General features: G+C 61.6%; 12 protein-coding genes. 3 read left to right on the forward strand and 9 right to left on the reverse strand.

The window, feature by feature from the left end; genetic code table 11:
* Window positions 1-48 precede the first annotated feature (48 nt).
* Window positions 49-288, reverse strand: coding sequence for a hypothetical protein (locus BUA38_RS01700; RefSeq protein ID WP_072816324.1), 240 nt, complete (start codon window positions 286-288; stop codon window positions 49-51).
* A 455-nt stretch (window positions 289-743) separates the two neighbouring features.
* Here BUA38_RS01700 and BUA38_RS01705 point away from each other — a divergent pair, with 455 nt between their 5' ends.
* Entirely contained in the window at window positions 744-1,244 is a 501-nt protein-coding gene (locus BUA38_RS01705; protein ID WP_072816326.1) for a hypothetical protein, read from the forward strand.
* A gap of 25 nt (window positions 1,245-1,269) precedes the next feature.
* Here the strand turns inward: BUA38_RS01705 and BUA38_RS01710 are convergent, their stop codons facing one another.
* The 4 genes from BUA38_RS01710 to BUA38_RS01725 all read right to left on the reverse strand — a co-directional run bounded on the left by BUA38_RS01710 (window position 1,270) and on the right by BUA38_RS01725 (window position 7,910).
* Complete coding sequence (locus tag BUA38_RS01710; RefSeq protein WP_072816327.1) at window positions 1,270-3,645, reverse strand: efflux RND transporter permease subunit; 2,376 nt, start codon at window positions 3,643-3,645, stop codon at window positions 1,270-1,272.
* Window positions 3,646-3,862: 217 nt separating this feature from the next.
* Window positions 3,863-4,687 carry an ethanolamine ammonia-lyase subunit EutC gene (gene eutC / locus BUA38_RS01715; protein WP_083587398.1) on the reverse strand — a complete coding sequence of 275 codons (825 nt, stop codon included), beginning with the start codon at window positions 4,685-4,687 and terminating at the stop codon, window positions 3,863-3,865.
* Window positions 4,635-6,215: a B12-binding domain-containing radical SAM protein gene (locus tag BUA38_RS01720; RefSeq protein ID WP_072816329.1), complete on the reverse strand. Its 1,581-nt coding sequence runs from the start codon at window positions 6,213-6,215 to the stop codon at window positions 4,635-4,637. Before BUA38_RS01720 ends, eutC begins: the two co-directional genes overlap by 53 nt.
* Before the next feature lie 312 nt (window positions 6,216-6,527).
* On the reverse strand, window positions 6,528-7,910 hold the full coding sequence (locus tag BUA38_RS01725; protein ID WP_072816331.1) for an ethanolamine ammonia-lyase subunit EutB: 1,383 nt from the start codon (window positions 7,908-7,910) through the stop codon (window positions 6,528-6,530).
* Between the two features lie 316 nt (window positions 7,911-8,226).
* Here BUA38_RS01725 and BUA38_RS01730 point away from each other — a divergent pair, with 316 nt between their 5' ends.
* A complete protein-coding gene (locus BUA38_RS01730) occupies window positions 8,227-9,972 on the forward strand; it encodes a methyl-accepting chemotaxis protein (RefSeq protein ID WP_244553174.1) in 1,746 nt (581 codons plus the stop codon).
* Between the two features lie 24 nt (window positions 9,973-9,996).
* Here BUA38_RS01730 and BUA38_RS36410 read toward each other — a convergent pair whose 3' ends face one another.
* The 4 genes from BUA38_RS36410 to BUA38_RS01745 all read right to left on the reverse strand — a co-directional run bounded on the left by BUA38_RS36410 (window position 9,997) and on the right by BUA38_RS01745 (window position 17,007).
* Window positions 9,997-10,146: a hypothetical protein gene (locus BUA38_RS36410; protein ID WP_156898352.1), complete on the reverse strand. Its 150-nt coding sequence runs from the start codon at window positions 10,144-10,146 to the stop codon at window positions 9,997-9,999.
* 158 nt (window positions 10,147-10,304) lie between these two features.
* Window positions 10,305-11,183, reverse strand: a complete 879-nt coding sequence (locus tag BUA38_RS01735; RefSeq protein ID WP_072816334.1) for a transglutaminase family protein — start codon at window positions 11,181-11,183, stop codon at window positions 10,305-10,307.
* Complete coding sequence (locus tag BUA38_RS01740) at window positions 11,180-13,699, reverse strand: circularly permuted type 2 ATP-grasp protein (RefSeq protein WP_072816336.1); 2,520 nt, start codon at window positions 13,697-13,699, stop codon at window positions 11,180-11,182. The genes BUA38_RS01735 and BUA38_RS01740 overlap by 4 nt, the downstream gene beginning before the upstream one ends.
* A 32-nt stretch (window positions 13,700-13,731) precedes the next feature.
* Window positions 13,732-17,007 carry a DUF2126 domain-containing protein gene (locus BUA38_RS01745; protein ID WP_072816338.1) on the reverse strand — a complete coding sequence of 1,092 codons (3,276 nt, stop codon included), beginning with the start codon at window positions 17,005-17,007 and terminating at the stop codon, window positions 13,732-13,734.
* 1,009 nt (window positions 17,008-18,016) lie between these two features.
* Between BUA38_RS01745 and BUA38_RS01750 the strand changes: the two genes are divergently transcribed.
* Window positions 18,017-19,471 carry a tetratricopeptide repeat protein gene (locus BUA38_RS01750; RefSeq protein ID WP_083587399.1) on the forward strand — a complete coding sequence of 485 codons (1,455 nt, stop codon included), beginning with the start codon at window positions 18,017-18,019 and terminating at the stop codon, window positions 19,469-19,471.
* Window positions 19,472-19,507: the final 36 nt, after the last annotated feature.

The raw sequence follows: 19,507 nt of genomic DNA on the forward strand, positions 1-19,507 counted from the left end.
CCCGGGAACGGGGCGGCGGCAGGCTTTTGGCGGCGGATATTGAGGCCGTTATTGGCCGTGGTCTTTTAGAACCTTATCGCAGGATTTGGTCAGCTTCTCCCGGTTCTGCTGCAGGCAGCTCAGAACGACGAGGTCGCTGTCATTCATCACCGTACGGCAGTATTTCTGCACGTCATGGGCACAGGCCTTCTGCTCCTCGGGCGTTCCGCCGTGTTGCTGTTGCTGGGCCATGGCTCCGGCGGTGACCGACAGCGACAGCAGAGCAGCTACGAAGAAAGTTTTACGCATTGTGTTCCTTTGTTCTTACGGCAGAGATTTCGGGCCCGAATAGCGTTTGGCATCAGCGGGCAGACGATTCAGGTTGCGACGACCACCCGCAGAAGCACTGGCAAATGCGGCCAAATTTGCGGCGACCGTCTCCCTAAATTGCGGCCCTCAAAGACAGATTTCGAGGAGCGCGTAACCCGTTGGCATTACACGATATTTTGTGGATCAAGGCGCAAGGCGATTGCTGCGCGGCGAGAGCTCAAGAATAGACGAAGTCGCGATCCCTTCGCGAGCAAAAAAGCGCGACTGCCTCAATTTGTCTCGGGGTGAAGCGAATTTGCCGCAGACCCAAGCAAATTATTCAGCGAACGTGCATCGCATTCGCTTTTGAACCAAACTCCGCGCCACGGCACCAAATCACGAGCGCGGAAAACATACCGTTCGCCGGAGCGTCACATTCAAAGGGGCAAGTCGAGATGAAATACACGGGTTCAAGCCTGATCGGGCGGACGATAAAGGCGAGCGCAGTCGTTGCAGCGCTGGTGCTGTCGACAGCCGCCGGCCAGGCACAGTCTCCTCCGTTCGCGGGATTTGATGGCACGTGGTCGGGCAACGGAACGGTTTCGCTGTCGGACGGCTCAAGCGAGCGGCTGCGCTGTCGCGCAGTCTACCAGGTCGATGGCAGCGGACTTGTGTTGAAGCAAACGCTTCGCTGCGCGAGCGACAGCTACAAGTTCGATCTCTCCAGCGACGTCACCAGCCACGGCGATCATATTACCGGCAACTGGTCGGAAACCAACCGCAACATCTCCGGGAGCCTGCTGGGAACGGCGGGCAACGGCAAGATCGACGTGAAAGTTGAATCCGCCGGCTTTACGGCAAGCCTGACATTGCGGACCACCGGCAACAAGCAGACGGTTCAGCTCACCTCCCAGGGTGACATCCGCGGCGTCTCGATCACGATGGTGAAGGGCTAAGTAACCCCTCACCTCGCTGGCGCGATTATACGGCGGGTCCCGCGGGACTCGCCTTTCCGCGCAGCTTCAGCGACAGATTGATCAGGAACATCGCGGTCGGCCGCAGGATGAAGAGGTCGGCGACCAGCGCCGCCACCATCGAGAATGCGCTGAGCCAGCCGAACAGGCGCAACGACGGAAGGTCGGAAAACACCGTCACGACCAGACCGCAGGCAAGCACCACCGTGGTCAGGATCAGCGCCGGTCCGACCAGCACCGTCGCCCGCTCGACCGCAAGGTCCGGCGTCACGTCGGGCTTCGATTCAAGCCGCAAACGATTGAGGAAGTGGATGGTGGCGGAAAGCCCCAGCCCGAACGACACCGTCAACGCCACGACGCTGGCGAATTGCAGCCCCTCCCCGAGCAGCCAGAGTACTGTTCCGGACAGCACCACGGGAAAGATTCCGGGCAGGATGCAGGAGAACATCACGACGATCGAACGGAAGGCGAGACCGATAAAGATCGCGACCAGTGCAAACTCGATCGTCAGGCCGCGGTTGAGCTTTTCGATCATGTTGGCGGAATTGCGCGCGGCAATCGCCGAAAGGCCGGTGACCGCGATCTCGTAACCGGGATGCGCCGTCCGCACGGCATCGAGCCCATGATCGAGCTTTTCGACGACAGGCAGAATCTGGCTGGAATCGAGATCCGGGACCCTGCCCGACACCACCACCGCATCCTGATTGGCCGAGATGAAACGGCGCACCAGATATTCGGGAATGACGCCGACATACTCCTTCAACGTCGCGACGTCCGAGCTGCCCGCTTTTTCCGCAAGCCAGCGCCGCAGCGTCTCCAGCGACCAGACGTTGCCGACGCCCGCCTGCTTTTCGACCTGCGAATGAACGTCGGCGATGGTCTGCAGGGTTTGCGGATCGTAGAGCGAGGCGCCCTTCGGGAATTCGATCAGCACGTCGATCGCGTTGGCGCCGGTCAGCTTGGCGTCGAGACGGCTGCTCGCGGCAACCGCCTGCTGCTTGTCCGGCACCTGATCGGCAAGCCGGTAGCGCGGCTCCAGATTGGCGTAGATCACGCCGAGGGAACCGACGAACAACACCGCAATGAGACTGAAGAGGCCGGGACGGCCGACCATCCGCACCGCGATCCAGTAGCAGAAATTCCGCAGCATCTGGACGCCGGCATCTGCGCCCTGGAATTTGACGGCGAAGATCTTTTCGTTGCGCACGAACAGCACGCCGAAGACCGGCACCAGCGACAGCACCGCGACCAGCGCGATGATCGTTGCCGCAAGCCCGGCTTCACCGAATTTACGGATCAGGTCGGAATCCGAAAACTGGAGCGCGATAAACGAAATGCCGGCCGTGCCGTGCGTCAGCACGCACGCTGGCCCGACGACCAGCACCGCGTTGCGGAACGCCGTGTACTTGTCCTGCCCCGCAATCAGGCGGTCCCGCGCCGCAAAGGTGAGCTGCATCGAGTCCGAAAAGCTGATCACCATGATGAGCGGCGTCATCACGTTCAGGAACATGTTGAGATTGAAACCCGCCCAGCCGAGGCCGCCGAGCGCCAGCAAAATCGCGATGATTGGCGGGAATGCCGCCGCCACCATGAACGAGATCTTGCGGAAGAAGATGATCGCGATGATGCAGCCAGCCAGGATGCCGAGAATATTATAGGTCAGACCGTCGCGCTCGACCGCGTTGCGGATTTCGAGCTGCATCACCGGAACGCCGGACAGTTCGGCGTTGAGGCCGGTGTCCCCGAGGTCATCTTTCATCAGCTTGCGAATCTCGCCGATGGTCTTGCCGAGATTGTTGCTGGCGACGACGTCTGGCTCGATCGAGAGCACGATCAGCGCCAGCGTGCCGTCTTCCGACAGCAATTTGCCGCGAATGAGCTCGTTCGACTTCACCGTTTCGATGAACTTGTCGTAGTCGGCGCCTTGCGGCAATTCGGATGGGAATAGCGCTGCGGGGAATTTGCCGGGGGCCGGCGCCTGCCGCGCCGAGAACAGCGAGATCAGTCCGCGAGTTCCCTCCACCAATTGCAGGTCGGTGATGAAGTCGCGCAGCTTTTCCAGATTGTCGCGCGCCAGCAGGTTCTTGCCTTCGACCACGACCAGCACGTCGAATTCGGTCGCCGGGAAGCGTTTGATTTCCGATTCGTATTGCCGGTATTCCCTGGAATTGGAACGGAACAGCTGGCTCAGGGAATCGTCGATCTTGATGCGCTCGATTCCGAAAATCGCACCGATGACGAGCGCCACGAGAATGATGCAGGACCAGATCGGCGCTTGAACCGCGATAAGTCCGATCCTCTCGAGCCCAAAGGCGATGCTTGCCGTCGGACGCTGCTCGATCTTCTCGACGTGGACTTCACTCTCGCTGTGCTTTTCGAGCATGCCCTATCCAATTCTCACATCGGCTCAATTAGCCGCAGAAAGTGACAAAAACAAATTTTGTCTGGAACCCCTCCGCCGATCGACGGAGGATCGCAATGGTCGTTGAAAACATACGACAATTTTGCAGAGGGGTGTAGCAGGTCTGTCCGGCTTCTCGCAAGGATTGGAAGGACGAAAGGCAGGTCGCGGTGGGCGAGAAATCGATCGACTTTTCACGTTAATTGGCGATGGTCGCCTGCCCTGCCCGGACGCCGCTTTCGTCCTTCAGCGCGACGCCCGTCAATTCTCGGATAAGCCCTTCGCGAATCAACCAGCAGATCCTGGCCGCGGCCTCCTCATAGCCGAGTCCGGCGCGGTGGATATTGGAGACGCAGTTGCGCTTTTCATCCGTGGTTCCGATAGCGGGAGCATAGGTCAGATAGACCCCGAGGCTGTCGGCGGCAGACAGACCCGGCCGCTCACCGATCAGCATCGCGGTCATGCGCGCACCAAGTACGTCACCGATTTCGTCACCCAAGGCCACGCGCGCCCCTGTTGCAACCACGGCAGGGCCGACCGCGATCGCATCTTCCGCGAGCAACGGCAGCAGCCTGCGCAATAGTTCGATCGCATGCGCGTTGACGGCCGCCGGGGAAAGTCCGTCGCCGACGACAATCGAAACGGCGCCCGCGCTGCTGCGATGGCGCGCCAGTCCCGCCTTCGACTCCGCGTCAAGCTTGCGCCCGAGGTCGGGGCGCGCGAGGTAGTCGTTACGGCCAGGCGCGAGGCTCGAAACCGGCTCTGCTTCCAAACCGAGATCGGCGAGGCCTTGCAGCAAGCCCTCCGCGTCGAAAGCGGCGTGAACCGCATCGCGGGCGCGCGCATGGTCGAGGGTAAATTCGAGCAAAGCCTTGGTGGGCAGGCTTGCACCCGAGCGGCCCAGCGCCACGCGTGCGGGCGTTAGCTCGCGCAGGCGCTCGAGCGGCGCGGGAGGTTCGGTCCTAGTGAGATCACTCGGCAGGGACGGAAGCCTCGCGCAGCCGCATCGAATAATTCGACGCATTCTGCCGGCCACGAGAAGCGGCGCGTGCGAACATGATGAGGTGGTGGGCAACTATCATCGAGGCGATCAGGTGCTCGATCTCGCCGCGGGCGAGACGCCGAAGCGCGAATTTCCAGAACTCGAGTTTGTAGTCGCCGAGAACCCCAACCTGCCAGAAGATATTGCGCAGCATGATGAGGCCAAGCCTGATGTTTTCCCACGACGCCTTCGGAGGCGGCCGCTTGATCTGGTTCGGCGCGGTGTTCTGGATTTGATACTCGTAGCGCTGCAAGAGCCTTGCCGGTTCATAGGCCACGCCCATGCACTTGCGCCAGGTGTCCACAACCTCATCATAGGGCATGCGGAAGTCGACATTGGACTCCCTGCCCTCATCCTCGATCAGGCGGTTCTCTTTCGCCAGCCGATCCCACAGCGGCGTCTTTGGCAGCGCCTGAAGCAGATTGATGGTCAAAAGCGGAATTTGCGATGCTTCGATGAATTCGAGCAAATGCGCGCCGGTTTCCGGCTTGTCAGTGTCCAGCCCGAGAATGATCCCTGACACCACTTCCATGCCGTAGCTGTTGATGGTCCGGATACCTTCCATGATGGGAACCATCATGTTGTGATCCTTGTGGATCGCTTTCAGCGCCACCGGATCCGGCGTCTCGATACCGCAGAACACCGTGCAGAAGAACGCCTCGCGCATCCCGGCCAGGATTTCCGGCCGCTTGGCGATATTCAGCGTCGCCTCGCAGGAGAAGCGCAGGACAAAGCCCGTCTTCTTTTGCCACTCGACTAGGTGCGGCAACAGGTCGAGCGCGGCCTTGCGGTTGCCGATGAAGTTGTCATCGACAAAATAAACCGAGCCGCGGATGCCGCATTCGAGCAGCTTGTCGAGTTCGGCCGTAATCTGTTGCGGCGTCTTGATACGCGGGTTGCGGCCGTAGAGTCCGGGGATGTCGCAAAATTCGCATTGATACGGACAGCCGCTCGAATACTGGATGCTGCCCAGGAAGTAGCGATTGAGTTCGGCGAGTTCATAGGCGGGAAGCGGAAAGCTCGTCATGTCGAGACGATCGACCGTCTTGAGCACGACCTGCGTTTCCGGGCGCGACGGGTCGCGAGCCAACCGCCCGATCAGTTCATCGGTCGCGTCGCCGAGCTCACCAACATGCAGGTAATCGAACGAGGGATAGTAGTCCGGACATGCGCTGACGGAAGGTCCGCCGATCGCAACCGGCAGATCGAAGGCATGCGCGCGTCGGCAGATATCGTTCATCTGCTGCCGCTGAATGTGCATGCCGCTGACGAATACCGCTTCCGCCCACTCGAAATCCTCGGTCGTGGCAGGTCGGATGTTTTCGTCGACGAAGCGGACCGGCCAGTTCTCGGGCATGTAGGCCGCGATCAACAGCAGCCCTTGTGGCGGCATGAAAGCCTGAACGCCGTCGGTAAGCGGATAGGAATATTCGAACGTGCCAAAGGAGGACGTATAGCGCGGAAAGACGCACAGGATACGACGTACCGTGTCAGCGCTTGCGGCTCTCATAGCTTTCCCTGCGCCTTCAACTCCGACGATTTAATCATGCAAACCGTAAGCTGGGCCACAAATTTTTCAGGATTGTGGCAGCGCCCCGACCCGGCAGTGACCGGATAACTGTTAGGTGGCGCGCAGATCGCGACCCCGCAAGGCCGGCTGGGTGGAGTGGATTTGACATTCGCCACCCGCCTAGCCGCAGGTTCGTCGAGCGAATGTCGAATCCCAGCCTCCACCAGAAACTTATATTCGCTAGCGGTCCTTCGATTCTAACATTCGCAAAAGTGCCCGCCGTGAAGGGATGCGAATGTTAAAATCGGACCGCTAGCCGATCAGGCGGCGGGCGAAGTCCGGCAGCAGTTCGCCGCTACCGGCGAGACGAAAACTGGCATCCACAATACCTGCACGAAACAGCCAGTCGTCGAACTCAGGTGCGCGCTTCAACCCGAAGACGTCGCGGACGTAAAGTGCGTCATGAAACGACGTCGACTGATAATTCAACATCACGTCGTCGGCGCCCGGGACCCCCATGATGAAATTGACGCCGGCCGCCGCGAGCAACGTCAGCAGACTGTCCATGTCATCCTGATCGGCTTCGGCGTGATTGGTGTAGCAAACATCCACGCCCAGCGGCAGACCAAGCAGCTTGCCGCAAAAGTGATCCTCGAGCCCGGCGCGGATGATCTGCTTGCCGTCGTAAAGATATTCGGGACCGATAAAGCCGACGACGCTGTTGACGAGCAACGGATCGAACGCGCGCGCGACCGCGTAGGCACGCGCCTCGCAAGTCTGCTGGTCGACGCCGTGATGGGCATTGGCCGACAGCGCCGACCCCTGCCCGGTTTCGAAATACATCACGTTGTGACCGACGGTACCGCGCTGAAGCGAACGGCCGGCATCGTGCGCTTCACGTAACAGTTTAAGATCGACGCCGAAGCTTCGGTTGGCGGCCTCCGTTCCTGCGATCGACTGAAAGACCAGATCGACGGGCACGCGCTCGGAAATCAATCGAAGCGTCGTCGTCACGTGGGACAGCACGCAGGATTGCGTCGGAATTTGCAGCCGGCCAATGATCTCGTCGAGCAGATGCAGCAGCCTGGCGATCACGGCGGGATCGTCGCTCGCCGGATTGATGCCGATGCACGCATCGCCCGCCCCGAGCAAAATACCATCCAGGATCGATGCGGTGATACCCTTCGCATCATCGAAGGGATGGTTGGGCTGCAACCGAACGCTCATTCGCCCGTGCAGCCCGATCGTGTCGCGGAAAGCGGTAACGACCTCGCATTTTTTCGCAACCAGGATCAGATCCTGGTTGCGCATCAGCTTTGAAACCGCCGCCGCCATTTCCGGCGTGATCCCGCGCGCGATGGTCTTGAGAACGTCCGAGCTTGCGTTTCCCGACAGCAGCCAGTCGCGGAATGCCCCGACCGTCAACGAGGAAATGGCCGCAAAGGCCACGGGATCATGGCCGTCGACGATCAGACGCGTAACCTCGTCAGCTTCATAGGGAATGACCGCTTCGGTGAGGAACTGCTTGAGGGGCACATCAGCGAGCACAATCCGCGCCGCCACCATCTCTTCGGCGCTGTCGGCCGCAACCCCGGCCAGGCGATCGCCAGAGCGCGGCGGACTTGCCTTGGCCAGGAGTTCGCGGAGGTCGCTGAAGACGTAGGCGGTATTACCGATGGCGTGCCGATAGGCCATGCTTGCTCCGGACCGGTCCGCGCCGACGGTCTAAACCTGTCGTTCATAGCATTTTGTATGCCACCTGCGACAAGCTGCCTCGTCTTTTGCAGGTGGTAAGCGCGGCTTGCTTCAGCAAGACGGTTCGCCAACAAGTTGTTGATTTTATTGATATTTACAGATGGCCCGCCGCCGACACCTAACGATCGGTCAACGCCAAGGGTGCCCAAAAGGGAACCCGGCCATGACAATGGTTAAGATTTTCTACAGACAAATTTCACATAATCTTCAACGACGGCCATCAACGCGGTGATTGGCCTCCTGCGCGAGGCCAAGGATGTCAGATATCATGCAATCTATTGCGCCATCAGGCCCCCGGAAGGCCTCAAGCTTTTCGCTTGCCTCCAAGCTTTACGCCATATTTGTCCTGTTTGCGTTGCTGACAGCGGCGATCACCGCGCTATCCGAATACAACACGCGCCACAGCAGCGAACTGACCCATTCCATCGAGACTGCAAACCTGGCGGCGCTCAGTGTCGAGCGGGTCAATTCGCTGGTCTATGCCGTGGTGATGGAGTCTCGCGGAATCTACATGTCGACCGATCTGCCGGTCATCAAGAAGTACGGCGACGGGCTGCACAAATTCAGCGGTCAACTTCTCGACGTCGTCAAGAAGTGGGAATCCATCGTCCAGGCTGACGACGCCCAGCAATTTGCGACCTTCAAAAAGCGGATCGATCAATTCATCGAATTCCGAAAAGAGCTCGTTCGCCGCGCGGTCGAAGTGAGCCCCGAGGCCGGCCGCGAATGGGGCGACAACGATGCCAATCGCAGCGTACGCATTGCGCTAAATGACGATCTTGCAGCGCTGTCCAAGGTCTACGCGGAGCGCGCCAAGAAAATTGCCGAGGATACCGCCCTCAACCGCCAACTCGCTTTTCTTCTGACCTGTCTGGGCGGACTGGCGCTAATTCTGGTCGGCGTCGGTGTCTTCATCATTGCCCGGCTGGTCGCGCGTCCGCTTTCCGTTATTACCACCACCATCAAGCAGGTCGCGGAAGGCGCCGAAGGCATCGAGGTTCCGCACATCGGTCGGCAGGACGAAATCGGCGCACTGGCGCGGGCGATCCGGATCTTTCAGGAAGCGATGGATCGCAACCGCAACCTCAGCTCGCAGGCATTGCTGGACTCCAAAGCCCGCGAAGAACGAACCCGGCAGATCGAAACCTCGGTCGAATCCTTCCGTGACGCGATCGGTAGCGTGCTGAGCGCGGTGAACGACAGCGCCTCGGGCATGCGCAACACCGCACAATCGATTTCGGGCGTCGCGGGCGTTGCCAGCGGGCGCGCAAGCGCCGCCGCGCACGCCACCGAACAGGCCTCCAGCAACGTTTCAGCCGTCGCCAGCGCCGCCGAACAACTGTCCGCCTCGATCGAGGAGATCGGCCGCCAGGTGCGCCAATCGGCCGACGTGGTCGAGCAGGCCGGCCAGCGCACCGGCAAATCGGTCGCTGAAATCGAAAGCCTTGCCGCGGCGACCCAGCGCATCGACGGCGTGCTCACGCTGATTCAGGCGATTGCCGAGCAGACCAACCTTCTGGCGCTCAACGCCACGATCGAGGCCGCCCGCGCCGGCGAAGCCGGCCGCGGCTTTGCCGTCGTGGCCCATGAAGTGAAGGCGCTCGCCGGGCAAACGGCCAAGGCTACTTCCGAAATCGGCCAGAACATCAGCATGATTCAGGTTTCGACGCGAAACGCCGTCGAAGCTGTGCGCGAAATCGGCACCGCCGTACGCGAGATCAACGAGGTCACGGCCAACATCGCCGGCGCCGTCGGACAACAGGATGCGGCAACGCGCGAGATTTCCGCTAACGCGCAGCTTGCCGCCGAGGGCAATTCGACGCTGGTCATGAATATCGGATCGCTCAGCGAAGCCATCGACAACACCAATAAAGGGGCATCGTCGGTGCTTTCGGCGTCAAGCGATCTAGCTTCGACGGCGGAGCGGCTATCGCGTGAGGTCGAGAAATTCTTCCACGATCTGCGCGCCGAGGACGAGGCCCCGGCGCGTCGCGCTGGCTAGAAATCCCTTCGGACGGCGAACGCTTCAGAACCAGGGATACAGGATCCGGACGCCGCCCACGAAGACAAACGCCATCGACATGGCGAGCCCGCTGGCGCTAAACAGCGCGATCTGATTGAAGAGGCCAGCCTCCATCGAAGAGTGGCGGCTGCCCGGGTTTGAAATATTCAGCATGAGTCCCCCCTTGATTGCAGGCCATGATGCCTGATTGTGGGCAACTCTACGGGCTGACTGATAAGCAGAGTCTTACCCGACATCCCCAACCCTAATGAACAGTAAAGACCGGGTTAAGAACGGACGCCGCGCGCGATCAACGCCGCGCGATCTACTTGTTATTCCACAAGAATGACATCGACGGCGACGTTGAGCTTCTGCTTGCGTGAGCCCACGATGATGCCATCGACCGGCGATACGTCGGAGAAATCGCGTCCGATCGCGAGCACAATGTGGTCGTTTTCGACCAGAATATCGTTGGTCGGATCAAACCCGATCCAGCCAAGCCCTTCGCCGCACCACACCGAGACCCAGGCGTGGGTCGCATCGGCGCCTTGCAGACGCTCCTTGCCCGGCGGCGGAACGGTCCGAAGATAGCCGCTGACATAGGCTGCCGGCAGCCCGAGGCCGCGCAGGCCGGCGATCATCACATGGGCGAAATCCTGGCAAACGCCGTGGCGCTTTTCAAACACCTCGTTGAGCGGCGTCGAGATCACGGTCGCCTTCGGATCGTATTTGAAATCGGTCCTGATCCGGTGCATCAAATCGACCGCGCCGGCCAGAATGCCGCCGCCCGGCGGAAAGCTCGCCGAGGCATAGGCGGTCACCGGCCGCTGCAGCGGTACCAGCGAACTTGCGAAGACGTATCCGATCGGGGACGCCGGACCGAGGCTTTTGGCTTCGATCGCAACGTCACGAACGCTTTCCCAGGGCCGGCTTTGGGCTCGGCGATCCGGCGCGCTGCGCGACACCGACACACGGGACCGGGAATCGATCCTTAAGCTGCGATGCGCCGTCTCGATCAGAATGCTCTCGGTCTGGGTGCCGAAAAAATCCCGTCGCGTCGCGCGATCGGCGGGACGGGGCCTGATATCGACCGTATGGGAGATCAATTCCTGGCCGTCGCCGCTTCTCGGCTCCAGCCGCAGCGAACACCGCGCGAAGCTGACCGGACTTTCATAGCTATAGCTGGTGACGTGACGGATATCGTAGATCACGCAAGACCCGTCAGCTTCTCGGGCCTGGAGGCGTGTGGTCCGTGCGGGAAATAGTGCTGGCCGACCGCGTCCGCTAGATTGAGCAGGTCCTGTTCAAGTCCGAAAAGCGTCTGGGTATGCAGGCCTGCGGCTTCGGCTGTCGTCAGCATCGCTTGCGCGGCGACGGCAAGGCGCTGCGGCCGCTCGATCAATCCATTTTCCTTCAACGCCGGCAGATTGGCGATGTGGTCGTTCAGCGCCGAAACCTGGAACGCGACCGACCGCGGATTGTATGGATCGAGCACCACGAGGTCGCGCACCGGCGCCAGCAGCGGTCCGACCAGATAGCGCGAGCGATAGGTGATCTGGCAATCCACCAGCGTCAAGAGAACGTCGAGGTCCTCGCTGGAGGCCTCTTCATAGGCGAACTGGCGGGCAAAGCGCACCGTATTGATCGCTCGTTCGACGCGGCGACCCATTTCGAGGAAGCGCCAGCCGGCGGCGCGATTCATGTTCTCCTGCGCAAGGCCTGCGAAGCTTGCGAGTTCCTGCAAGCTCAATTCGGCGGCCCGGATGACGCCGTCATCGTCCTCGACTTCCTGCGCCAGGCGTTCGGCCATTTCGATGATGACCTGCCAGGCATCCGGCGACAGGCGCTCACGCAACGACGTCGCCGTGCGCTGCGCCGAGCGCACCAGCGACAGCGCCGAGCCGAAGCGCTCCTCGTTCTGCAAGGCTTCGGCGACCACCCTGGCGGGTTGCGTGCGCGCGGTTTGCGACGTCGCGCCCCAGGCGAGCAGGAGCCGTTGAATGCGTTCGACCGTCTGCGGCACGGTCGTTGATCCCTTGACAGGGTCGCGCGGCGAGGCCGCAAGCGCCCGGATCAACCGCAACGTGGCCTCGGCGCGTTCGAGGTAGCGGCCAAGCCAGAACAGGTTGTCGGCCGCGCGGCTCGGCACCCAGCCCGCGATGCGCCTGATCCGCACGTTGTCGACCGCAGGCAACAGCGTCGTGGCCGGCACAACCTTGTCCGAAATCACCCAGACGTCGGCGGCGCGCGCGCCATCGCCCATCGATATTGCGCGCGCATCGGCCTGCTCGGCGATCCGGCAGAAGCCGCCTGGCATGATGGTCCAGCCTTGCGCGGTGGCGGCTGCAAAAACCCTTAAGACAAACGGCCGCGGCGCGATCCGCCCCTGATCCCACACCGGCATGGTCGACAGGCGTACCAGTTCCTGGCCGACGAAATCGATGCCGCGCTCGCCGATCGCCGCTCTCAACCGTTCACGATCGGTTGCCGGCAATTCGCCGGCGAGCACCGGGCTATGGCCGGGAAAGCCCGGCACGTCACGGCGATAGGCGCCTTCGATCGCAAATTCATCCAGCCGCGACAGCACTTCCTCGCGGGCGGACGCCTGTCCGCACCACCAGGTCGCGATATGCGGCATCTTCAGATCCTCGGCCAGCAGCCGCCGGCAGAGGCTCGGCAGGAAACCGAGCAAGGCACGCGCTTCCATCACACCAGAGCCTGGCATGTTGGCGACGACAACGCCGCCTCTGCGGAGCACATCGATCAGGCCGGGCACGCCGAGTTGCGAGGCGGCGTCGAGTTCGAGTGGATCGAGAAAATTGGAATCGACCCGGCGCAGCAGCACGTCGAGACGTTTCAAGCCGGCAACGGTGCGGATGTGAACCCGGTCGCCGCTGACGGCGAGATCGTCGCCTTCGACCAGAAGGAAGCCGAGATAGCGGGCGAGCGTCGCGTGCTCGAAATAGGTCTCGCTGAACTGGCCCGGCGTCAAAAGCCCGATGCGCGGCTCGTCGCGATCGGCGCCGCCGCGCAGCGCATCCCGGAACGCCTCGAAGAACGGCGCGACACGCTCGACGTTCATCGACTTGTAGAGGTTGGCGAAGGCCCGCGACAGCACCAGGCGATTTTCCAGCGCGTAGCCTGCGCCCGAGGGTGCCTGCGTGCGATCGCTCAACACCCACCAGCGCCCATCCGGTCCGCGGCCGACATCGGCCGCATAAAGGCTAAGATATCGGCCGCCCGGAGGCTTGATCCCGCTGACCTGCCGCAGAAATTCGGGACTGCCGGCAATCGCCGCCGCCGGGATCGCGCCGTCGGCGATCAGCCGGCCCTCGCCATAGAGATCGGCGAGCACCATCTCCAGCAATTGAGCCCGCTGCACGATGCCTTCGGTCAGTTGCCGCCATTCGGCCTCATCGATCAGAAGCGGCAAATGGCTCAGCGGCCAGGTTCGGTCGGCAGTCTCTCCCGGCGCGCGATAGCTGACACCGGCTTCCCGCAAGTGCCGGTCGGCGGTGCCGAAACGCCGCTCGATTTCGCCCGGAGTGAGCGTCGCAAAAGCTTCAAAAAACCGGGTCCAGACCGCCCGCGGCGTGCCGCCTTCGGCGATATACTCGTCGGGAATGCCCGGGAGGGGCACATAGTCGCGCATCCACTGCGCCACACGGCGGCTCGCCGGGCGGGCTTTGCTTCCTTGTCCGCTTCCCTGATCGGCTTGTTCAGCCATCCCCGACTCTCTCACGCCTCACCACGCAGTGTTCAATGCGGGAGCGGCGTCCGCAAGTCGAGAGTCAGCGGGAATTCAATTGTACGTTCTTCCGGCGGTGTGTCGATCTTGCCGGGCGTATGGCCATGGTCCTGAAAGCGGGCGAGCCGGCGCGCTTCGGCCTCATAGGAATTGACCGGTTTGGTGTCGTAGGTCCGCCCGCCGGGATGGGCGACATGGTAGACGCAGCCGCCCAGCGACCGGCCGTTCCAGCTATCAATCAAATCAAACGTGAGCGGCGCGTGGACCGGAATGGTCGGATGGAGGCCAGACGCCGGCTGCCAGGCCTTGAATCGCACCGCCGCGACCGCCTCGCCCGAGCGGCCGGTTGGCGTCATCGGCATCCGCCGGCTGTTGCAGGTGACGATGTGGCGGCCGTCGACAAAGCCCTCGGCCTTGATCTGCAACCGTTCGACCGAGGAATCGACATAGCGCACGGTGCCGCCGGCAACGCCTTCCTCGCCGAGCACATGCCACGGCTCGAGCGCCTGACGGAGTTCGAGCGAGACACCGCCGTGATGCACGCGCCCGAACAGAGGAAAGCGAAACTCGAGCTGCGCTGCGTACCACTCGGCTGAGAAGTCGTAGCCGGATTGCTTGAGCTCGGAGAGCACGCCCAAAAAGTCTTCCCAGAGGAAGTGCGGCAGCATGAAACGATCATGCAGCGTCGTGCCCCAGCGCACGAATTTTCCTTGCTGCGGCTCGCGCCACAGCTTGGCGATCAAGGCGCGGATCAGCAGTTGCTGGGCGAGCGACATCCGCGGGTCCGGCGGCATTTCGAGCGCGCGGAATTCGACCAGGCCGAGCCGCCCGGTGGGACTATCGGGAGAATAAAGCTTGTCGATGCAGATTTCGGCGCGGTGGGTGTTGCCGGTGATGTCGACCAGAATGTGCCGGAACAGGCGATCCACCAGCCACAGCGGGATTTCGCCGCCGGGCGGCGGCACGTGGGCGAGCGCGATTTCCAGTTCATAGAGGCCGTCATGCCGGGCTTCGTCGATGCGCGGGGCCTGGCTGGTCGGACCGATGAACATGCCGGAGAACAGATAGGACAGCGACGGATGGCGCTGCCAGTATAGAACGAGGCTCTTCAGGAGATCCGGCCGGCGCAGGAACGGCGAGTCCTTGGGCGTGCCGCCGCCGATCACCACGTGATTGCCGCCGCCCGTTCCCGTGTGGCGTCCATCGATCAGGAATTTATTGGCGCCTAACCTTATTTTTGCCGCGTCCTCGTAGAGGCCGAAGGTGATGTCGACCGCCGAAAGCCAGTCCGTCGATGGCTGGATGTTGACCTCGATGACGCCCGGATCGGGCGTCACCTTGATCACCTCGACGCGCGGGTCGAACGGCGGCGCGTAGCCTTCGACGTGAACCTTGACCTGCATTTCCTCGGCGGTCGCTTCCACCGCGGCAATCAGTTCCAGGTAATCTTCGAGCTTCTCGACCGGCGGCATGAAGGCGCACAACACGCCGTCGCGGATTTCGATCGACATCGCGGTGCGAACGCCGCCGCTGCCCTTGAGCTGCTGTTCGTGCACTTCCTGATGCGGCGCGCTTTCCGCCGGCCCAGCCCCGTAGATCGGCAATTCCTCCCGCGGCTCCAACGGATCCTGCTCGACGATGTAGGGATATTCGTCGGCGGGAATATGGGGCAGCGAGGCGATCGGCAGCCGTAGACCCAACGGCGAGTCACCCGGGGTCAGGAACAGGTTTTCCCGCCGCAATTGCCAGCGCTCGCTGCGCCACTTGCCGGCGTCCGCATTCCAGCGCTGGATCGGCAACACGAAGCCGCGCGGCTCGGTCAGTCCCTTGTCGAATACCCGCGCCATCCGCGCCCGCTCTTCTGGATCGGACAGTTTGGAATCGCTGGGATCGACGTTCGGCGGCAAGCCAGCTTCCTTTTGCAGCCAGAAGCCCGGGTCTTCGAATGCTGGCAGCACGAATTCGGAATCCACCCCCAAACGTTCGGCGGTCTTCTCCGCAAAATCCTGGGCCTCGTCGACCTTTGCCTGATGAGGTCCTTCGATGTCCGCAATCAGATTGGCGTTTTTCCAGATCGGCACGCCGTCCTTGCGCCAGTAAAGGCCGAAGGCCCAGCGCGGCAGGCTTTCGCCGGGATACCATTTGCCCTGCCCGTAATGCAGCAGGCCGCCAGGCGCAAAACGCGTCCGCAGCTTGCGGATGAGTTCATCAGCGAAGTGGCGCTTGCTGGGGCCGACGGCCGCGGTGTTCCATTCAGCCGACTCCATATCGTCGACCGACACAAACGTCGGCTCGCCGCCCATCGTCAGCCGCACGTCGCCGGCCAGAAGATCGGCGTCGACTTGCTCGCCGAGCTTGTCGAGCCGCGCCCAGGATTGGTCCGAGAACGGACGGGTGATCCGCGGCGCCTCGCGGATTCGCTTGACGCTCATGTCGAAGCCGAACTCGACATTGGCAAAACCAACGGCGCCACTGATGGGAGCCGCGGTCCGGTAATGCGGCGTAGCGGCAACCGGGATGTGCCCCTCGCCGGTCAGCATGCCCGAGGTGACGTCGAACCCGATCCAGCCTGCGCCGGGCAAATAGACCTCGGCCCAGGCATGCAGGTCGGTAAAGTCCTTTTCGACCTCGCGCGGCCCTTCGACCGGATCGATATCGGGGCGCAACTGAATCAGGTAGCCCGAGACAAAGCGCGCGGCGAGGCCGAGGTGCCGGAAGATCTGAATCAACAGCCACGCGGAGTCGCGGCAGGAGCCGGCGCAGGCCGACAACGTCTCTTCCGGCGTCTGAACGCCTGCTTCCATCCTGATGACATAACGAATCTTTTTCTGGAGCTCGGCGTTCAGCTCGACGAGAAAGTTCACGGTGCTGGTCGCCTCGCGCTTGATACTGGCGAGGTAAGCGGCAAGGTGCGGCCCGGGCACAATGGTCGCGAGGTACGGCGCCAACTCGGTCTTGAGGTCGGCGGAATATTCGAAAGGAAAACTGTCGGCATAAGGCTCGACGAAGAAGTCGAACGGGTTGATCACGGTCATCTGCGCCGTGAAATCAACTTCGATCTTCAACTCATTGGCTTTCTCGGGAAAAACAAAACGGGCGAGCCAGTTGCCTTGCGGATCCTGCTGCCAGTTCACGAAATGATTTGTTGGCGTCACCTTGAGCGAGTAGCTCAGAATCGGGGTCCGGGTATGGGGCGCGGGGCGCAGCCGGATGGTCTGGGGACCGAGATTGATCGGGCGGTCGTAGGTGTAGTGGGTGACGTGATTGAGTGCGACAAAGATCGACACGAGAGGGGTGCTCCAGCAGCTTTTTTAAGCAGAACACCTGATCAGAGCGACATCAAGCACTAACAACGGGCAAGGGGTGCCCATCGGCACGGCGGAAGGCATCCCATGTACCGGGTCGTCCCCGCGAAGGCGGGGACCCATACGCCGCGGCCTCGCATTTTGGGCAGGATAGCTAACGGCTTCTGCTCCCAACAACACCTGTGGTTATGGGTCCCTGCGTTCGCAGGGACGACATCTGCCTCATTCGCAGACTCAGTTTTCAATCAACAGGGCTCGACATAGCTTCGCAGCCTCGCCGCGCTTGCGCGCGAGTTCTGCCCTTAACGTCCAGCCCTCCACGATCAGAGGGCGCAGGGAATGCCGGGCGCTTGGTGCGCCCGCAGCCGCGCGTGGTGGTAGAAAACACGCGCGTTAGTCACCACGGTCACACCGGAAACACCCGGCATTCCCCGCGCAATGGTTTTACAGCTTATATCGCGCTCTCCCCGGTGACCGGGCTTTCTTGCCACCGTCACCAGCGCAATGCGTGAGCATTGTCGCTCGCTTGATGCCAGCGTCGGGGCATCAGGACCACACGACTTCGCTGTCCGCTCGACCAGCGCTCGTCAGCGCGCCGTCTTGCGTCCATCGCATCCCGCCTCGCGTCCGTGACGATCGCGAGCCGCCCCTCTGTGAGGCGAGACGGGGCGGGCTTGTAGAGATGATTTGCCCGTCGGGCAAAGTGGAAAATCTTTCGCCGGAGGTACTAGACGCGTCGGGAAAATCACTTGGCCGGCGTAGCTCGGAAAACAAAGGCGGAAGGCGTAACCCACCGTGCGGACTATGTCCGCTACCCCCGATAACGACAATCTTCCGCTGGGCAGCGAAATGACGCGATGGACCAGAAGGCGACATCAGCGCCCTGCTCGATCACCTCGTCGGCGCGGGTCGGTTCGTTTAGAGTTCAGTTTGTCATAGAGGTGATTCGGTCTTTCAACCAACGATACGTTGATTTCAAAGGGCGCATGCAATGAGCCGGCATCGACCTCGTGCGAGAAGCGATGAGCAGAGCAGAACAAAGCGCTCCCCGACCGATCTGTACGACGCAGCCTCGCGGCACTTTTTGTCGAAACGATATGGACCGGCCGAAGAGCGCTGTTGTCAGGCATTAGCGATTGATCCGACGCACGCGGATTCACTCCATCTTCTTGGCTTGGTCCACGTGCATACCGACAGGTTGGATTCGGCTGTCGATCTGTTTGCAGCGGCAATCAAATGCAATCCGAACAATCCCGAAGTTTTCGTCAATCTCGGGGAACTGCTTCAACACCAGAACAAGTTGGATGATGCCAGGAAAAGCTTCGACATCGCGATCAAGCTGGCGCCGAATCTGGCCGGCGGGTGGATCAAGTTGGGAAACCTTCTGCGAATACAGCGGAGATACGATGAAGCGTTGCTAAGCTATCAGCATGCTTTTGCGCTCGATCCGAACAATGCGGACGCAGCCGCTCTGAGCGGCGGCGTCTTGCTCGAATTGTGCCGCTATGAGGAGGCGCTCGCCAAGTACGAGCTTGCATTGGCCATTTCCCCGGATCAGGTCGAGGCTCTCTGTGCCAAAGCTGATTGCCTGCGCAATCTCGGCAGGCTCGCAGAGGCAGCGGCAATCTATCGGCGGGCTGCTGAACTAGATCCGGGTCGCGTGTCTGTCTGGCGCTTGCTTGGAAAGGTGTACGAGCAACTCGGGGATCGGGACAGCGCGATCGGCGCCTTACGCCGCGCGCGTCAAATAGATCCTTCCGATCCGTTGGGTGCGAGCGTCGAACTGATGCGGCTGGGCGCCGATGAATTGTCCGAAATGCCACGCGCCTATGTGCGTCAGCTGTTCGACCAGTACGCTGCCACATTCGATACCGCTCTGGTGGAGCGTCTTGGATATCGCGGACCGGCGCTCTTGCTTGAGGCGGTGCTGTCCTCCTGCCGAGCGCATCAGAAGCCGACCAATTTCAAACACGCGATCGATCTCGGTTGCGGCACCGGGTTGGTAGCGGTTGCCTTTGCTCATTTGGTCGATCAATTCGTCGGCGTCGACATTTCGCCGGCAATGATCGAACAAGCGCGCGCCAGGGGTCTCTACACGCGGCTCGAAGAGGCCGATATGCTGGAGGGTCTTCGAACAACGCCTGACTCCAGCGTTGACCTCGTCGTCTCCGCCGATGTGATGATCTATGTCGCCGATCTTTCTCCTGTTCTGAAGGAAGCGAGCCGTGTTCTGGCTTCCGGCGGCCTTTTGGCTCTCACCCTGGAAAGACACGACGGCGACGGTTTTATTCTGGGCGACGGCCGGCGCTACGCTCATAGTGCCTCTTATCTGCGCGCGTCAATCGAGGCGGCCGGTCTTGTCGTGTTACAGCTTGAACAGCACTCATCCCGTCATGAGAGAGGCGTGCCCGTGCCGGGCCTTGTGGTCGTTGCGGAGAAATCGTGAATTATTGAGGCGCGGCAAGAGTTAGCTTCGGCGTCA

This window comes from Bradyrhizobium erythrophlei (assembly GCF_900142985.1).
Taxonomy (GTDB): domain Bacteria; phylum Pseudomonadota; class Alphaproteobacteria; order Rhizobiales; family Xanthobacteraceae; genus Bradyrhizobium; species Bradyrhizobium erythrophlei_B.